Here is a 12,822-nt window from a genome sequence, read left to right on the forward strand (position 1 = left end):
GTTACTTTTCTGCGTCCAGGCGGTAACGGACGTCTTCGCACAGCTTTCTTTTTCAGGAGTGAAAATATGCACCGTCGTACCCTTATTAAAGCGTTCGCCTTGTCCGCATCCGTCGTCGCCATGGGCATGAGCTTTGGCGTCCAGGCCGCAGACACCATCAAAGTTGGGATTATGCACTCTCTGTCCGGCACGATGGCCATCTCAGAAACACCCCTGAAAGATGTCGCCCTGATGACCATCGATGAAATCAACGCCAAAGGCGGCGTGCTGGGGAAAAAGCTGGAACCGGTGGTGGTCGATCCGGCATCCAACTGGCCGCTGTTTGCCGAAAAGGCTCGCCAGCTTCTGAGTCAGGATAAGGTCGCCGTGGTGTTTGGCTGCTGGACGTCGGTTTCGCGTAAATCGGTTCTGCCGGTCTTTGAAGAGCTGAACGGTTTGCTGTTCTATCCGGTGCAGTACGAAGGTGAAGAGATGTCGCCTAACGTCTTCTATACCGGCGCGGCACCCAATCAGCAGGCGATCCCTGCGGTGGAGTACCTGATGAGCGAAGACGGCGGCAGCGCGAAGCGCTTCTTCCTGCTGGGTACGGACTACGTTTACCCGCGCACGACTAACAAGATCCTGCGTGCCTTCCTGCACTCGAAGGGCGTGGAAGATAAAGATATTGAAGAGGTCTACACCCCGTTTGGTCACAGCGATTACCAGACCATCGTTGCCAACATCAAGAAATTCTCCGCGGGCGGCAAAACGGCGGTGGTCTCCACCATTAACGGTGATTCCAACGTGCCTTTCTACAAAGAGCTGGCGAACCAGGGGCTGAAAGCCACTGACGTGCCGGTGGTGGCGTTCTCGGTTGGCGAGGAGGAGCTGCGCGGTATTGATACCAAACCGCTGGTGGGTAACCTGGCGGCGTGGAACTACTTTGAATCCGTTGATAACCCGACCAACCAGACCTTCGTCGCGGCCTACAAAGCCTACGCGAAAGCGCACAAGCTGCCGAATGCCGACACCGTGGTCACCAACGATCCGATGGAAGCGACCTACGTTGGCCTCCATATGTGGGCGCAGGCGGTTGAGAAAGCCGGTACGACCGACGTGGATAAAGTGCGCGCGGCAATGGCGGGCCAGTCCTTCAGCGCGCCGTCCGGCTTTACGCTGACCATGGATGCCACCAACCACCACCTGCATAAGCCCGTCATGATTGGCGAAATCGAAGGTAACGGCCAGTTCAACGTCGTCTGGCAGACCGAACAGCCGGTACGCGCTCAGCCGTGGAGCCCGTTTATCGCCGGGAACGACAAAAAGCCTGACCAGCCGATGAAAACCGCCAGCAACTAAGCCAACACCCAGGGAGAGACGTCATGAACGCCATGCGCATCATTATTGCGATTGTGTGGCTTACCGGACTGCTGCCAGGGATGGCGCAGGCATCGGATGCCGATGATTTCGTTGCCGCCACCCGGAGCCAGCAGACCGCTATGCTGACCCGGTGGGCGGCCGCGCCGGAACCTGCACGTTTGCCGCTGCTTAAGGCGCTGCAAACCGAGAATCTTTATACCGACAGCCAGAAGCATGCTTTTACCCGCATCGACGGCGGCATGGTTGCACTGGGGGCATCAAAAACCGCCGAAGGGGCAACCAAAGCCGTGCGCCTCACCAACCGGCTGCGCGTATTGACCCTCACGGCGTTGGCGACCCATCAGCTTGTCAGTGACAGTGTCACGGAAAGGCGTCATGCCGCGCGGCAGCTTCAGCGTGATGCCCAGCCGGAGATGCTCGGCTTCCTGCAACAGCGAGCCAGTCGCGAAACGGACGATGTCACCCGGCAGTCGCTGATGCTGGCGCTGGCAAACCTTCAGCTGACGAGCCCACAGGCTGAAATACGGCTGAAGGCGGTTGAGCTGCTGGGACAGTCTGACGATCCGGACGTGCAGGCCACGCTGGCACCGCTCACCCAGGCGCAAACCGAACCGGATGCACGCGTACGTGCCGCAGCTACCGAAAGCCTGGACCGTATCCAGCACCGTCTGATGTGGGGCGAACTGCTGGGGCAGGCCTTTATGGGCCTGTCGTTGGGATCGGTGCTGCTGCTGGCCGCCCTCGGGCTGGCTATCACCTATGGTCTGCTGGGCGTGATCAACATGGCGCACGGCGAGATGCTGATGCTCGGGGCGTATGCCACCTGGATGGTGCAGCAGATGATGGCGCAGTGGATGCCTCAGTGGCTGGCGCTCTATCCGGTGATAGCGCTGCCGGTGGCGTTTTGCCTGACGGCTGGTATCGGCATGGTGCTGGAGCGCACGGTGATCCGCCATCTGTATGGCCGCCCGCTGGAAACGCTGCTCGCCACCTGGGGGATCAGCCTGATGCTCATCCAGCTGGTGCGCATGACCTTTGGCGCACAGAACCTTGAGGTCGCGAACCCGGCCTGGCTGTCCGGCGGCGTGCAGGTTTTCGCCAACCTGACGCTACCGTGGAACCGCATTGTGGTGCTCGGCTTTGTGCTGCTGGTGCTGTTTTTCACCTGGCTGATTCTGAACAAAACGCGTCTGGGTCTTAACGTGCGGGCGGTGACGCAAAACCGCAGCATGGCGGCCTGCTGCGGCGTGCCGACCGGACGGGTTGATATGCTGGCGTTTGGCCTCGGGTCCGGCATCGCCGGGCTGGGCGGCGTGGCATTGTCCCAGTTGGGGAACGTGGGGCCGGAGCTGGGTCAGGGGTACATCATCGATTCGTTCCTGGTGGTGGTGCTGGGCGGCGTCGGTCAGCTGGCCGGTAGCGTGGCGGCGGCCTTTGGACTTGGCATCTTCAATAAAATTCTTGAACCGCAGATGGGCGCGGTACTGGGCAAGATCCTGATTCTGGTGGCGATTATTCTCTTTATCCAGAAGCGTCCACAGGGGTTATTCGCATTGAAAGGGAGGGTGACAGACTGATGAGCCAGCCAATGACCTTAACACTGGCGCGCAGCGCACCGCGTACCACGCAGATTGTCGGCAGCCTGCTGATTGCGGCGCTGCTGGTGCTGCCTTTTCTCGCGCTGTTGCCTTCCACGCATCCGCTGGCTGTTTCCACGTGGATGCTGACGCTCGTCGGCAAAATCCTCTGCTACGCGGTTGTCGCCGTGGCCCTCGATCTGGTGTGGGGCTATGCAGGCATGCTCTCGCTTGGGCACGGCATATTCTTCGCCCTGGGCGGGTATGCGATGGGCATGTACCTGATGCGCCAGGCGGCTGGCGACGGCCTGCCCGCGTTTATGTCGTTTCTGTCGTGGAGCGAACTGCCGTGGTTCTGGTGGGGGACGCAGCATTTCGCCTGGGCGCTGGTTTTAATCGTGACGATCCCCGGCCTGCTGGCGCTGGTCTTCGGCTGGTTTGCTTTCCGCTCGAAGATCAAAGGGGTCTATTTCTCCATTATGACCCAGGCGCTGACCTATGCGGGGATGCTGCTTTTCTTTCGCAATGAAACCGGCTTCGGCGGCAATAACGGCTTTACCGGCTTTACCACGCTGCTCGGGTTTTCCGTCACGGCGACCACGACGCGGATCGCGCTGTTTATCGCGACCGTAATGCTGCTGCTTCTGGCTCTGGGCACAGGCTACGCGCTGGCGAAGAGTAAGTTTGGCCGCATTTTGACGGCGGTACGCGATGCGGAAAACCGCCTGACGTTTTGCGGCTACGATCCGCGCGGCTTCAAGCTGCTGGTCTGGACGCTCTCTGCCGTGCTGTGCGGCCTGGCGGGGGCGCTGTACGTTCCGCAGGTGGGCATTATCAACCCGGGCGAGATGTCGCCAACCAACTCCATTGAAGCGGCCATCTGGGTCGCACTGGGGGGCCGCGGCACGCTGGTGGGCCCGGTGATTGGCGCGGCGCTGGTCAACGGTGCGAAGAGCTTTTTCACCGTGGCGATGCCGGAGTACTGGCAGCTGTTTCTGGGGCTGATTTTCATTGCCGTCACGCTGTTTTTACCGCGTGGCGTGTTCGGTCTGTTGCGTAAGGGAGAGAAATAATGCAGCCCTCTGAAGGACTCTTTACCCGCCAGCTGCCGGGCGATCGTTACCGCGAGCAGACCGATCCGGTATTGCAGCTTGAGGCCATTAACGTCAGCTTCGACGGCTTTAAAGCGTTGACCGATCTCTCGCTGAATATCGGCGTCGGGGAGCTGCGCTGCATCATTGGGCCTAACGGTGCGGGCAAAACCACGCTGATGGACGTGATCACCGGCAAAACCCGGCCAAAAAGTGGTAAAGCCATTTACGATCAGTCCATCGATCTGACAACCCTTGAACCGGCTGCCATTGCCCGGCAGGGGATTGGGCGTAAGTTCCAGAAGCCGACGGTGTTTGAAGCGCTGACCGTATGGGAAAACCTCGAAATCGCCATGAAGGCCGACAGGTCCGTCTGGGCGAGCCTGCGGGCCACGCTCAGCGGCGAACAGCGCGACCGCATTGACGAAATGCTGTTATTGCTGCGGCTTGGCAGCGAGCGCGATCGCCGCGCCGGGCTGCTTTCCCACGGGCAGAAGCAGTTTCTGGAGATTGGCATGCTACTCGTGCAGGACCCGCATCTGCTGCTGCTGGACGAACCCGCCGCCGGCATGACCGACGCCGAGACGGAATACACCGCCGAACTGTTCCGCACCCTGGCAGGTAAACATTCGCTGATGGTGGTTGAGCACGACATGGGCTTCGTCGAGACCATCGCCGACCACGTCACGGTGCTGCATCAGGGGCGCGTGCTGGCAGAAGGCTCGCTTCGCGAGGTACAGGCCAATGAACAGGTGATTGACGTCTATCTGGGACGCTAAGGAGAACGCATGTTGCAGGTTAACGAGCTGAATCAGTACTACGGCGGAAGCCATATTCTGCGCGGGGTGAACTTTGAAGCGGCCGTCGGGGAAGTCACCTGCCTTTTGGGGCGCAACGGGGTGGGCAAAACCACCCTGCTGAAGTGCCTGATGGGGCTGATCCCGGTGAAAACTGGGGAAGTGGTCTGGCAGGGGAAAACCATCACCCACAGTAAGCCGCACCAGCGGGTGCAGTCCGGCGTGGCGTATGTTCCGCAGGGGCGCGAGATTTTTCCCCGTCTCACCGTTGAGGAAAATCTGCTGATGGGGCTGTCGCGCTTTTCCGCGCGCAGTGCAAAAGGCGTACCGGAGGAGATATGGCAGCTTTTCCCGGTGCTGAAAGAGATGAAGCACCGTCGCGGAGGCGATCTTTCCGGTGGTCAGCAGCAGCAGCTGGCGATTGGGCGGGCGCTGGCGAGCCGTCCACGGTTGCTGATCCTGGATGAGCCTACGGAAGGTATTCAGCCGTCGGTGATTAAAGAGATCGGCCAGGTGATTCGCAGCCTGGCAAAACGGGGGGATATGGCGATCCTGCTGGTGGAGCAGTTTTACGATTTTGCAGCGGAGCTGGCCGACAGCTATCTGGTGATGTCGCGCGGCAGTATTGTCCAGCACGGGCGCGGGGAAAATATGGAGCAGGAGGGCGTTCGCGGACTGGTTGCGATCTGAGATGTTATACTATAACATCCTCATTCTTATAACACGGAATGAGGGTTTTGCTTTGGCTGCACATGCTGGAAAAATTGCGCTGACTCTGGGAACGCTGCTGGTAAGCGGCTCGCTTTTTGCCCATTCGCACGGTCATCAGATGACGGAGGCGGAACAGAAGGCGGCGAACGGCGTCTTTGAGGATAAAGACGTCAGGGACAGAAAATTGTCTGACTGGGACGGGACCTGGCAGTCTGTTTATCCGTTCCTCCTTGATGGTTCACTGGATCCGGTTTTCCAAAAGAAAGCAGAGAAGGGTGACAAATCCGCTGACGAGGTGAAAGCTTACTACCGCAAGGGTTACGCCACGGACGTGGACGCCATTGGTATTGAAAACAACGTGATGGCGTTCCACCGAGGCAAGACGGTGAGCAGCTGCCGCTACGACTATAGCGGCTACAAAATTTTGACCTATGCTTCGGGGAAAAAGGGCGTTCGCTACCTGTTTGAGTGTAAAGATAACGCGAGCCAGGCGCCAAAATTTGTGCAGTTCAGCGACCATACCATCGGGCCGAAAGCCTCTTCACACTTCCATATCTTCATGGGCAACACCTCCCACGAGGCGCTGCTGAAGGAGATGGATAACTGGCCGACCTATTACCCGAATGAGATGTACAAAGAGCAGGTGGTGGAAGAGATGTTGCACCACTAGGCTGTTGGTTTTGCCGGGTGGCGGCTTCGCCTTACCCGGCCTACGATTAGGGTTTTCCAGGTCGGGTAAGCGCAGCGCCACCCGACACGCTATCTTCACTTTTCACGCGCATTCCGCGCAAAATCATCAGCCACGCCGCAACGATGGCGGCCATCATAATAATAAATAACGACCAGTGCGGCAGATGCGTCAGGATCAGCCCGGTGATCATCGGGTTCGCCGCCGCCCCCAGCCAGCCCAGCGCCTGCGCGGAGAAGTAGCTCGCCTTCATGCCCGGCGGGGCGATATTGTCGATCAGCATGTATTCGCCCGGCGCATAGATAATTTCACCCAGGGTGAAAATCGCCGCCGCAATCCCCCAGTAAATCAGGTTCTCGCCGGAGAGCATAAACCCACCCAGCCCGAGGATGAAAAACAGCGTCGCGGCAGTCATTAGCGGGCGGATGTTGCTGGCGGAGATCTTGCGGCCAAGGGCGTATTGCAGGGTGACCACCACCACCGCGTTGACGGGCAACACAACGGCCACCACCTTTTCTGCGAAATCGCTGTCCGCATACGCGGCGAGGACATACTGGGAAATGCAGGTGGCGAACGATCCGCCCACGTAGGACGCCAGCAGGCCGGAGAGCGTGTACCAGAACAGCGCCCGGTCCTTCAGCAGCACCGAGGGCTGCCACGGCGCTTTTTCCTCCACGCTGTCAGACGCTACGCTTTTCTGCACAAAGAAATGGATAAACCCGAGCGGCAGTGCGGCGCAGAAGGCCGCCAGCCAGAACGGCAGTTGCAGGCTGTACATCACCAGCAGGGTGCCCATCGGCGGCCCGATGGTCCAGCCGATATTCAGAAAACTGTAGTTGAGCGAGAACACGCGCGCCTTTTCGCTGGTGGTCAGCACGTCGGCAAACCACGCTTTCAGCACCGTTGAGAATACGGAGTAGGCGCAGTTAATCAGAGCAAAGAACAGCACCACCAGCGTAACGTTATTCACCAACGGAATGGCCACAAACCCGGCAATAAAGGCCACGATGGCAATCAGCATATAGCGTTTTTTGTCGAACTTATCCGCCAGAATGCCAAACCCCAGGCTAAACACCACGCCTATGGTCAACGCCACGGTAAGGGCGTAGCCAATATTCTCCACGCTCATGTTGTACACGCGCGTGAGATAAATGGTCATAAAGGGCAGCGTTGCCCCGCGGCCAATTGTTAATAACAATGACGACGCCAGCAGCGCTGCGGTTGAGCGCCTGAGAGATGGTTTCATTTTCCTGCCCGACAAATGCTTATGCTTTTTTTGTTGTGTTATTACAGGATTATCATGGGATCGGCAGCTTGTATAGCACCCAATTTATCCGCAAGTGCTTCGCCGCTGTACCAGAATTAATGATCTTCTCGCGGGGCTATTTTTTCTGTTACCTTGAAGTGTTTACAAAAATTTAATAATTCAGGGGCGGAAGATGACGCGTAAAGACGGGCTGTTGGCGTTGCTGGTTGTGGTGGTGTGGGGACTCAATTTTGTGGTCATCAAAATGGGGTTGCACAACATGCCTCCGCTGATGCTGGCAGGTCTGCGCTTCCTGCTGGTGGCGTTCCCGGCGCTGCTGTTCGTTGCCCGTCCGAAAATTCCCCTCAAGCTTCTGCTGGGCTACGGCCTGACCATCAGTTTTGGTCAGTTTGCGTTTCTCTTTTGCGCCATTAAATTCGGTATGCCTGCGGGTCTGGCTTCGCTGGTGCTCCAGGTGCAGGCGTTCTTTACCATTATTCTCGGCGCGTTTGTCTTTGGCGAGCGCTTGCAGGGCAAACAGCTGGCGGGCATTAGCCTTGCGGTCTTTGGCGTGCTGGTGCTGATAGAAGGCAGCCTTAACGGTCAGCATGTCGCCCTGCTGGGCTTTATGCTGACCCTGGCGGCGGGGCTAAGCTGGGCGTGCGGCAACATCTTCAACAAGCTGATAATGCAGCACGAGGCGCGTCCGGCGGTGATGTCGCTGGTGGTCTGGAGCGCGTTGATCCCCATTGTGCCGTTTATGGCCGCGTCGTTTATTCTGGATGGCCCGCAGGTGATGCTGAAAAGCCTGGTGGAGATCGACCTGACGACCATTTTGTCGCTGGTCTATCTGGCGTTAGTCGCCTCAATCATTGGCTACGGCATCTGGGGATCGCTGCTCGGGCGCTATGAAACCTGGCGCGTGGCGCCGTTATCGCTGCTGGTGCCGGTGGTCGGGCTTGCCAGCTCCGCACTTTTACTGGACGAAACGCTCAGCGCGCTGCAACTGTCTGGTGCGGGGTTGATTATGGCCGGGCTGTATATCAACGTCTTTGGCTTACGGGTGCGTCGGGCGACGCGAGTGCGGAGTTAAGGCAGAAAAAAGCCCCGCCATAGCGGGGCAAAAACGAATTACAGGTCGTGGTTGTAATACGGCACGCCTAATTCGTCGGATTTGTCGCTGCCAGCGCCCATGTGATTGAAGTCATAGGGAGACTGGCTTTGCGTGGACGGCATAATCATAGTGTCACGATTATTTTGCTGTCCCGCACTGGGGGTTTGCTCCGCGAAACTCTGGCCGGAAACCAGCACCAGCAAGGTGAGGGCGGCGGAGACGATAAATTTCATGATTTCCTCGGTTACGTCTTAACAGGCGATGATTAACTGCAATGTTTTAGCGGATACAGATAACGGGACTCACCCGGCATACTGGTAATACGGTACTTATGAGGCGGCACGTCAAAGTAGTTCTTGAACGTACGCGTCAGGGTTTGCTGCGATTCAAAACCATAACGCTCCGCCAGATAAAGGATCGGCTCATTGCTTTCTTTCAGCTTCTGGGCAATCTCCGTCAGCTTGCGGCTGCGAATATATTGACCTAATGAATGACCGGTCTCTTTTTTGAACATCCGTTGCAGGTGCCATTTTGAGTAACCTGAACGCTCAGACACTTTTTCAAGAGAGAGCGGAGATTCCAGGTTATCTTCGATCCAGTCCAAAATGCTATGAATGGTGATAGCGTCAGTATTGCGTCTGGACATCGTCATACCTCTTTTTCTGTTTACGGCAGGATTTTCTTGAGTAAAAGCTCAAGCGTTGCCACTTCATCTGCCGTTAAGTTTTTTGTTAGTTCCTGGTGCAGTGTTTGTCCTACTAATTGATGACATTGCTCACACATGGCCGCGCCATCGCTGGTCAGTTTCACCAGTACGCCACGTTTGTCATTCGGGTTAGGGCTTCGTTCGACCCATCCTTTACAGACGAGACGATCCAGCATGCGGGTTAACGCACCCAGATCGACAGAGAGCACCTTTTTCAGCTCAACCGGCGTGATACACACTTCGCAGCGAATGGAACACAGCACTTTGAACTGTGTTGCGGTGATATCCAGCGGTGACAGGTAGTCATTGAGCAGGCGATCTTTTTTCTGGTTAACCATATGAATAAGACGACCCAGTGGGATTATGTCGTTAAAGAGGTCACTGGTGCTTTTCACAATGGTTGCCCTGGCAAGTAGTTTAGTCACGGCAGATATTATTGCTCAGGCAAGTATAAGTCAACTGAATGAATCAGCCGATGCCACGAATTGCTAAAACGCTTCAGGAACTATTTCAGTACGCTTTTAAATCAGTTACATAATCTGAGGTTATTGGTTGCGCGGGACAATGAGAGTTACGTTACGCGGATGGCTCAGGACGAGGGTTTCCCCCTATAATTGCGGTGTTGAATAAGGATAAGGACTGCGGTGCACTATGTTGGATTTGATTAAGGCAGTGGGGCTTGGGCTGGTGGTGTTGCTGCCGCTGGCGAACCCGTTAACGACGGTAGCACTCTTTCTGGGGCTGGCGGGGAACATGAACAGCGCGGAGCGCAATCAGCAGTCGATGATGGCCTCCGTATACGTTTTTGCCATCATGATGGTGGCTTATTATGCCGGGCAGCTGGTGATGAATACCTTCGGCATCTCCATTCCGGGCCTGCGTATTGCCGGCGGGCTGATCGTGGCCTTTATTGGTTTCCGGATGCTGTTCCCGGCGCAAAAAGCGCACGAATCGCCGGAAGCGAAAAGCAAATCGGAGGAGCTTGAAAGCGAACCGAGCGCCAATATCGCCTTTGTGCCGTTAGCCATGCCGAGCACGGCGGGGCCGGGGACAATTGCGATGATCATCAGTTCCGCCTCAACGGTGCGTGATGGTTCGACTTTCCCGGACTGGGTTATCACCGTTGCGCCGCCGCTCATTTTTGGGCTTATCGCCCTTATCGTCTGGGGATCGTTACGCAGTTCCGGGGCGATTATGCGCTGGGTAGGCAAGGGGGGGATTGAAGCTATCTCCCGTCTGATGGGCTTCCTGCTGGTCTGTATGGGCGTGCAGTTTATTATTAACGGCGTGCTGGAGATTGTGAAGACGTACCATTGAGAACAGTGCCGGGTGGCGGCTTCGCCTTACCCGGCAAACTTATCGTCAACCGTGGCTGGTCTGTTCTTCCATCGCGACCGGCCATTTACGGAAGATCAGCACCGACCAGATCAGTGCGATCAACGCCGGAACAGCCCCGAGATAGCCAATGGCCGACATCGACACATGCAGGCTGATCTGATTTCCCACCAGCGCGCCGGCCCCAATTCCCAGATTAAAAATTCCGGAGAAGAGCGACATCGCTACGTCCGTGGCATCCGGTGCCAGCGCCAGCACTTTGACCTGCATTCCCAGACCGATAATCATGATCGCCACGCCCCAGAACAGGCTGAGGATCGCCAGATGGCTTTCGCTACCCGCCGCAGGCATCAGTAACAGCAGGCACGCCAGCAGCAGGCCAATCGCACCGCTTACAAGCGCGGACGCGTGTCGATTGCCCAGCTTTCCGAACAGGACACTGCCGATAATCCCCGCGCCGCCCAGGATCAGCAGCAGAACGGTGGCGAAGTTGGCGCTGAAGCCCGCGACAACCTGTACGAACGGCTCGATATAGCTATAGGCCGTGTAGTGGGCAGTCACCACAATCACGGTCAGCAGATAGATGCTCATCAGCGCCGGACGACGCACCAGCAGCGGCAGACTTTTCAGCGAGCCGGAGTGTTCGCTCGGCAGTTTTGGCAGCAGTTTAACCAGACACACCAGCGTGATCAGCGCGCCCATGCCGATGGCAAAGAAGGTGGTGCGCCAGCCGAAGTATTGGCCCACGATACGCCCGATGGGCAAGCCTAACACCATCGCCAGCGCCGTTCCGGTGGCAATCAGGCTCAGCGCCTGGGCGCGTTTCCCCGCGGGCGCCAGACGAATGGCGAGCGACGCGGTAATCGACCAGAAAACGGCATGGGCAAACGCGATACCCGTGCGGCTGATGACCAGCACCGTAAAGTTCCATGCCATAAACGACAGCACATGGCTGGCAATGAACACCACAAACAGCCCAATCAGCAGCTTACGGCGTTCCATCTGGCTGGTCAGCAGCATAAACGGCAGCGACATCAGCGCCACGACCCATGCATAGATGGTCAGCATGATGCCTGCCTGTGCCGTCTCCATGTTGAAGCTGGCTGCGATGTCAGACAGCAGTCCAACCGGAACAAACTCCGTGGTGTTGAAAATAAACGCTGCGATGGCGAGCGTGACCACGCGTAGCCACGCGACCCTGCGGGAAACCGTGTGTGTTGTCATAGGGATATCTGGGATTCGTTGCCTGAAAGATGAGGTGACGATCTTAAAGCGTTAAACGGCGAAAACTCAACCGTTATGTGACGTGAATCACAAAATTTACCTTCATGCAGCGGTAGCGAGCGAGGGGGATTTCATTGAAGATAGAGAACAACACAACAAAAACGGGCGGTAACTCGATGCAGGAGATTGATTTTTATCTGGTAGATGCGTTCAGCGCGTCCTCCTTTGGCGGCAACCCGGCGGCGGTATGCCCGCTGAAAGCGTGGCTGCCGGATGAGACGTTACTGCGTATGGCGCAACAGCATAACCAGTCGGAAACCGCGTTTTTTGTCTGCACCGAAGGGGGGATTGAGCTGCGCTGGTTCACCACGCTTACCGAGGTCAATCTCTGCGGTCACGCAACCCTGGCCGCAGCGTATGTTCTGTTCAACGAACTGGACTATCCGGACTCGCGCATTCATTTTGATACCGCTTCCGGCCGCCTGACCGTCAGCCGGGAGGGTGACTGGATGACGCTGGATTTCCCCGCCTGCCCGACGCAGGTGCAGATGCCGCCACCGGAGATGCTCTCCGCGCTCGGTATCAGCCGCTATGTCGACGCCCGCATAGGCCGTGCCTGGGTGCTGGTGCTGGAAAACCGCAAGCAGGTGGAAGCCGTTACGCCGGACTTCTCCGCGATGTTGCCGGGCGTTCATAAGGTGGCTGTGACCGCCCGGGATGAGGGGGAGTATGACTTTGTCAGCCGTTTCTTTTCGCCGGGCGTGGCCGTGCCGGAAGATCCGGTCACCGGCTCCGCACACACCATGCTGATCCCATACTGGAGTGAGAAACTCGGTAAAACAAAGATGTTTGCGCGTCAGGTTTCTGCCCGCGGCGGGGACGTCCGCTGCGAACTTAAGGGCGACCGCGTGCTGATGGGCGGGCAGGCGTCACTGTATCTCAAGGGCTCAGTTTTTCTGCGCTGACTAAATGGA

14 protein-coding genes are annotated in these 12,822 nt (G+C 57.4%); 9 read left to right on the top strand and 5 right to left on the bottom strand.

The genetic code is table 11. From position 1 onward, the window contains the following. Positions 1–66: 66 nt before the first annotated feature. Genes urtA through zinT form a run of 6 tightly spaced genes read left to right on the top strand, consistent with a single transcriptional unit; the run spans position 67 to position 6,205 of the window. Positions 67–1,338, top strand: a complete 1,272-nt coding sequence (gene urtA, locus E0L16_RS13230; RefSeq protein WP_063451344.1) for an urea ABC transporter substrate-binding protein — start codon at positions 67–69, stop codon at positions 1,336–1,338. A 23-nt stretch (positions 1,339–1,361) separates the two neighbouring features. Further along, a complete protein-coding gene (gene urtB / locus E0L16_RS13235; RefSeq protein ID WP_131637112.1) occupies positions 1,362–2,936 on the top strand; it encodes an urea ABC transporter permease subunit UrtB in 1,575 nt (524 codons plus the stop codon). Further along, positions 2,936–4,009, top strand: coding sequence for an urea ABC transporter permease subunit UrtC (gene urtC / locus E0L16_RS13240; RefSeq protein WP_107535347.1), 1,074 nt, complete (start codon positions 2,936–2,938; stop codon positions 4,007–4,009). The genes urtB and urtC overlap by 1 nt, the downstream gene beginning before the upstream one ends. After that, a complete protein-coding gene (gene urtD / locus E0L16_RS13245; RefSeq protein ID WP_064910555.1) occupies positions 4,009–4,806 on the top strand; it encodes an urea ABC transporter ATP-binding protein UrtD in 798 nt (265 codons plus the stop codon). The genes urtC and urtD overlap by 1 nt, the downstream gene beginning before the upstream one ends. A 9-nt stretch (positions 4,807–4,815) precedes the next feature. Then, on the top strand, positions 4,816–5,514 hold the full coding sequence (gene urtE, locus E0L16_RS13250) for an urea ABC transporter ATP-binding subunit UrtE (protein ID WP_131637113.1): 699 nt from the start codon (positions 4,816–4,818) through the stop codon (positions 5,512–5,514). Between the two features lie 52 nt (positions 5,515–5,566). Next, positions 5,567–6,205, top strand: coding sequence for a metal-binding protein ZinT (gene zinT, locus E0L16_RS13255; RefSeq protein ID WP_063867073.1), 639 nt, complete (start codon positions 5,567–5,569; stop codon positions 6,203–6,205). A gap of 46 nt (positions 6,206–6,251) precedes the next feature. On the opposite strand, the gene ydeE is transcribed toward zinT, so the two are convergent. Next, positions 6,252–7,469: an efflux MFS transporter YdeE gene (ydeE, locus tag E0L16_RS13260; protein WP_102751203.1), complete on the bottom strand. Its 1,218-nt coding sequence runs from the start codon at positions 7,467–7,469 to the stop codon at positions 6,252–6,254. A 193-nt stretch (positions 7,470–7,662) separates the two neighbouring features. Between ydeE and eamA the strand changes: the two genes are divergently transcribed. Next, positions 7,663–8,562 (top strand): O-acetylserine/cysteine exporter, encoded by a 900-nt coding sequence (gene eamA / locus E0L16_RS13265; protein ID WP_063451338.1) that lies wholly within the window; start codon positions 7,663–7,665, stop codon positions 8,560–8,562. Between the two features lie 38 nt (positions 8,563–8,600). On the opposite strand, the gene marB is transcribed toward eamA, so the two are convergent. From marB to marR, 3 genes are read right to left on the bottom strand one after another with little or no spacing between them, the layout of a single operon-like run. Next, positions 8,601–8,816: a multiple antibiotic resistance protein MarB gene (gene marB / locus E0L16_RS13270; RefSeq protein WP_063866723.1), complete on the bottom strand. Its 216-nt coding sequence runs from the start codon at positions 8,814–8,816 to the stop codon at positions 8,601–8,603. A 32-nt stretch (positions 8,817–8,848) separates the two neighbouring features. Continuing rightward, on the bottom strand, positions 8,849–9,229 hold the full coding sequence (gene marA / locus E0L16_RS13275) for an MDR efflux pump AcrAB transcriptional activator MarA (RefSeq protein WP_001303241.1): 381 nt from the start codon (positions 9,227–9,229) through the stop codon (positions 8,849–8,851). 20 nt (positions 9,230–9,249) lie between these two features. Next, entirely contained in the window at positions 9,250–9,684 is a 435-nt protein-coding gene (marR, locus tag E0L16_RS13280; RefSeq protein ID WP_003857182.1) for a multiple antibiotic resistance transcriptional regulator MarR, read from the bottom strand. Positions 9,685–9,940: 256 nt separating this feature from the next. Between marR and E0L16_RS13285 the strand changes: the two genes are divergently transcribed. Beyond that, positions 9,941–10,606 (top strand): MarC family NAAT transporter, encoded by a 666-nt coding sequence (locus tag E0L16_RS13285; protein WP_063866722.1) that lies wholly within the window; start codon positions 9,941–9,943, stop codon positions 10,604–10,606. A 45-nt stretch (positions 10,607–10,651) separates the two neighbouring features. Here E0L16_RS13285 and E0L16_RS13290 read toward each other — a convergent pair whose 3' ends face one another. Beyond that, the gene (locus tag E0L16_RS13290) at positions 10,652–11,848 is read right to left on the bottom strand and encodes a sugar transporter (RefSeq protein ID WP_063866721.1); all 1,197 of its coding nucleotides are present in this window, start codon (positions 11,846–11,848) and stop codon (positions 10,652–10,654) included. A gap of 176 nt (positions 11,849–12,024) precedes the next feature. Between E0L16_RS13290 and E0L16_RS13295 the strand changes: the two genes are divergently transcribed. Continuing rightward, the gene (locus E0L16_RS13295; protein WP_131637167.1) at positions 12,025–12,813 is read left to right on the top strand and encodes a PhzF family phenazine biosynthesis protein; all 789 of its coding nucleotides are present in this window, start codon (positions 12,025–12,027) and stop codon (positions 12,811–12,813) included. Positions 12,814–12,822 lie beyond the last annotated feature (9 nt).

The sequence above is a fragment of the Enterobacter quasihormaechei genome (assembly GCF_004331385.1).
In the GTDB taxonomy this organism is placed as follows: Bacteria; Pseudomonadota; Gammaproteobacteria; order Enterobacterales; family Enterobacteriaceae; genus Enterobacter; species Enterobacter quasihormaechei.

Excerpts from the sequence above, each read along its gene's own strand:
- E0L16_RS13290 (WP_063866721.1), bottom strand. The coding sequence starts at position 11,848 with ATGACAACACACACGGTTTCCCGCAGGGTCGCGTGGCTACGCGTGGTC.
- urtC (WP_107535347.1), top strand. The coding sequence starts at position 2,936 with ATGAGCCAGCCAATGACCTTAACACTGGCGCGCAGCGCACCGCGTACC.
- marA (WP_001303241.1), bottom strand. The coding sequence starts at position 9,229 with ATGTCCAGACGCAATACTGACGCTATCACCATTCATAGCATTTTGGAC.
- urtA (WP_063451344.1), top strand. The coding sequence starts at position 67 with ATGCACCGTCGTACCCTTATTAAAGCGTTCGCCTTGTCCGCATCCGTC.
- marB (WP_063866723.1), bottom strand. The coding sequence starts at position 8,816 with ATGAAATTTATCGTCTCCGCCGCCCTCACCTTGCTGGTGCTGGTTTCC.
- urtE (WP_131637113.1), top strand. The coding sequence starts at position 4,816 with ATGTTGCAGGTTAACGAGCTGAATCAGTACTACGGCGGAAGCCATATT.
- eamA (WP_063451338.1), top strand. The coding sequence starts at position 7,663 with ATGACGCGTAAAGACGGGCTGTTGGCGTTGCTGGTTGTGGTGGTGTGG.
- urtB (WP_131637112.1), top strand. The coding sequence starts at position 1,362 with ATGAACGCCATGCGCATCATTATTGCGATTGTGTGGCTTACCGGACTG.
- ydeE (WP_102751203.1), bottom strand. The coding sequence starts at position 7,469 with ATGAAACCATCTCTCAGGCGCTCAACCGCAGCGCTGCTGGCGTCGTCA.
- E0L16_RS13285 (WP_063866722.1), top strand. The coding sequence starts at position 9,941 with ATGTTGGATTTGATTAAGGCAGTGGGGCTTGGGCTGGTGGTGTTGCTG.
- urtD (WP_064910555.1), top strand. The coding sequence starts at position 4,009 with ATGCAGCCCTCTGAAGGACTCTTTACCCGCCAGCTGCCGGGCGATCGT.
- E0L16_RS13295 (WP_131637167.1), top strand. The coding sequence starts at position 12,025 with ATGCAGGAGATTGATTTTTATCTGGTAGATGCGTTCAGCGCGTCCTCC.